Origin of the sequence: Dietzia sp. UBA5065 (genome assembly GCA_002415925.1) — a bacterium.
In the GTDB taxonomy this organism is placed as follows: Bacteria; Actinomycetota; Actinomycetes; order Mycobacteriales; family Mycobacteriaceae; genus Dietzia.
The window spans coordinates 1-2,952 of the sequence record DIAZ01000091.1; the positions used below are offsets into that span (position 1 = coordinate 1).

3 protein-coding genes are annotated in these 2,952 nt (G+C 70.3%); all 3 read right to left on the minus strand.

Going from position 1 to position 2,952, the window contains the following annotated elements; translation table 11 throughout:
* A partial coding sequence (locus B4M60_RS06915; RefSeq protein WP_291081540.1) for a DEAD/DEAH box helicase occupies window positions 1-1,151 on the minus strand: 1,151 nt, incomplete at its 3' end.
* Window positions 1,152-1,402: 251 nt separating this feature from the next.
* Window positions 1,403-2,023: an AAA family ATPase gene (locus B4M60_RS06920; RefSeq protein ID WP_291081542.1), complete on the minus strand. Its 621-nt coding sequence runs from the start codon at window positions 2,021-2,023 to the stop codon at window positions 1,403-1,405.
* A partial coding sequence (locus B4M60_RS06925; RefSeq protein ID WP_291081544.1) for a hypothetical protein occupies window positions 2,020-2,952 on the minus strand: 933 nt, incomplete at its 5' end. The genes B4M60_RS06925 and B4M60_RS06920, both read right to left, overlap by 4 nt.

Genomic DNA, 2,952 nt, shown 5'->3' on the forward strand with positions numbered 1-2,952 from the left:
GCCAGCTCGGCCAGCAGCGGGTGCGCGGCGGTGACGCGCGTGGTGGTCGCCGAAATGCCAGCCTTGCGGGTCAGGTCGCGGACGTCGCGGACCTGTTCGTCGGTCATCAGCGTGATGACCGTGCCCGAGTTGCCGGCGCGCGCGGTGCGGCCTGAGCGGTGCAGGTAGGCCTTGTGCTCCACCGGCGGATCGGCGTGAATCACCAAGCCGACATCGTCGACGTGCACGCCGCGGGCGGCGATGTCGGTGGCCACCAGCGTCTCGGCGGCGCCGCTGTGGAAGGCGTCCATGGTGCGGGTCCGCGCGTTCTGCGACAGGTTGCCGTGCAGCTCCACGGTGGGCACCCCGGAGGCGTTGAGCTGGCGGGCCAACTTCTTGGCGCGGTGCTTGGTGCGGGTGAACACGATGGTCCGTCCCGGCGCGGAGGTGAGGTTGAGCAGGACGGGAAGGTGCGCGTCCTGGGTCACGTGGAGCACGTGATGGGACATGTCCGCCACCGGCGACTGCTCGGAATCCACCTCGTGTGTGACCGGCTTGGTGAGGAAGCGCTTGACGATGACGTTGACGCCCGCGTCCAAGGTGGCGGAGAAGAGCATCCTCTGCCCGGCCTGCGGGGTGCGGTCCATGATGCGGCGGACGCCCGGCAAGAACCCGAGATCGGCCATGTGGTCGGCCTCATCAAGGATGGTGACCTCGATCTTGTCGAGGTTCACGTGGCCCTGGGTCATGAGGTCTTCAAGGCGGCCGGGGCACGCGACGAGCACATCGACACCGCGACGAATCGCCGCGACCTGCGGGGCCTGGCCGACGCCACCGAAGACGGTGCGCGAGGTGAGACCAAGGGCAGCCGCGAGGGGCGCCATCGCTTCGTCGATCTGGGTCACCAGTTCGCGGGTCGGGGCCAAGATCAGGGCGCGGGGACGACCCGGCGTCCGACGCTGGCCACCCTTGCTCAGGCGCGCCAGCAGCGGCAGCAGGAAGGCATAAGTCTTCCCGGAGCCGGTTTGGCCGCGGCCCAAGACGTCGCGACCGGCCAGGGAGTCCGGCAGGGTCGCGGCTTGAATCGGGGTGGGGGTGTCGATGCCGCGATCAGCGAGGACCGAGGCGAGGGCGGCGGGCACGCCGAGCGTGCCAAACGTGATGGAAGGCATGGGAAAACTCCAGTGCAGAAAGATGGTGGACGTAGTCGTCCTGCCCGGCGCGACCATCGAGGGCCACAGCGCAATGACATGGGGGACTTCACCGTCGGACGACTCATGGAGTCGCAGTCAGAGAAGGGGCCCGAAGCAGGACTGGGCGGGCCGCTTGGCTCATCTTAGCCTGTCGCGCGGGAAAACCTTGACCCGACCCGGTCGCGGCGGCCCTTCCGAGGCGCTTCTGCGGCGGCGAATGAAGGCCGGCGCTAGCGCGTTTTGTCCGTGGCAGCCCCGCCGCGCAGGGCGGCGATGATGCGGTCGACGCAGTCGGCGGCGGTGTGCTCGGTGACGTCCAAGGTGAGGTCGTAGCCGGTGTAGCGGTGCGGATCCCACGAGTGCATGCGCAGGGCGAAGTCGGCGCGAACGCGGTCCTCGCGCACCTGGCGATGTTTGGCCCGCGCGACCGAAATGCCCGCCGCCTCGGCGGCGCGCGCGATGCGTTGCTCTTTCGGGCCGACCAACTTCACGTGCACCGTATTCGGACGCCCGGCCAGGATCACGGTCGCGTTGCGACCCAGAATGACGGCACCCTCCGCGGCTTCCGCGGTCACGTCGGCGATGTTGGCGTAGCGCTCGTTGATGACGGCCTCGCCGCCGATGGGGGCTAGCGGGTTGTCGCCGACCACGGCGTAGAGGTCGATCAGGTTCTCGAAGGGCTGCTCGTCGGCCTCACGTTCGGCGGTTTCGAGCTCGTGGGAGCTGAGGGACTGCCCCACCCAGCGGACGCCCAGGGCTTCGGCGAGGGCGGGTCCGATCTGCTCGGCGCCGCAGCCGTATTCCTCCCACAGGGTCACCACGGGCGGGGTTGGCTCGACCGGGTCGCTCATGGGCCATCCTCCTTGGATTGAGTCTCCTTGGCTTCCGCCTCGCTGGATTGGACGATCCTAGGCGTCCGGCGCCGGGCCTTGTTGGTGGGACGGATGTCTTCCCCTGTCAGCACCTCGTGCACCGCGTAGGCCGCCAGCGCCCCGCCCAGCAACTGGGCCCAGGGCTCGTCCCCGCCGCGCCCACCTGTCGAGGCGTTGAACACGCCGCTCGCGTCCCGCACGGCTGGGCGCCGCAACCAGTCGGACGGACGCCGCCACAACGGCCCCCGCGGGCCTGGGCTGAGGCGACGCCAGGGCAGCGGACGGCGTCCGAGGAGGCGGTCGATCTCCAAAGGGGCGGTGGCAAGGATGACCGCCGCCGCGGTGAAGGTCTCGGAGTCGGTCGTGACGGACTTCTCGGTGGCGGAGACCGCCGTCACACCGGTGCGCAGGACGACGCCGCGGGCGCGCGCTCGCTCGACCACGAGATCGGCCAGCGCGGCGCCGGGAACGGCCACCCCGGCCTCGGACGAAAGACGCCACAGGCCGAACGTCCGCTCGACAGCGAGGCGGCTGGCGAGCCACGAGGGGGTGCGCCGCGGATCATCGCCGACGTCCAAGGCGAGCGCTCGGACGCGCGCCGCCAGCTCCGGACTAGCGAGCCGCCCGGCCACCGATTCGAGGGTGCCGCGCAGTAGGGGCTGTCGCGTCGCCGCGGCGTCGGTCAGTTCGGCCTCCAGTCCGAGGGGGCGTAGCGCCTGCCACACCTCGTCCTCGTGATCCAGAAGGTCGCGCCATTGGCCGGCTGCCGCTTCCCCGTAGGCCTGGACCATCGTCCGCCACTGCTCGCCACGATCGGTGATCGCCGTCGGATCTGGAGCCAGCACCAGCCCGGCCTTGCGCAGTTCGGCGTCGAGCGTCCGTCCGGTCTTGGTGAAGAAATCGCGCCA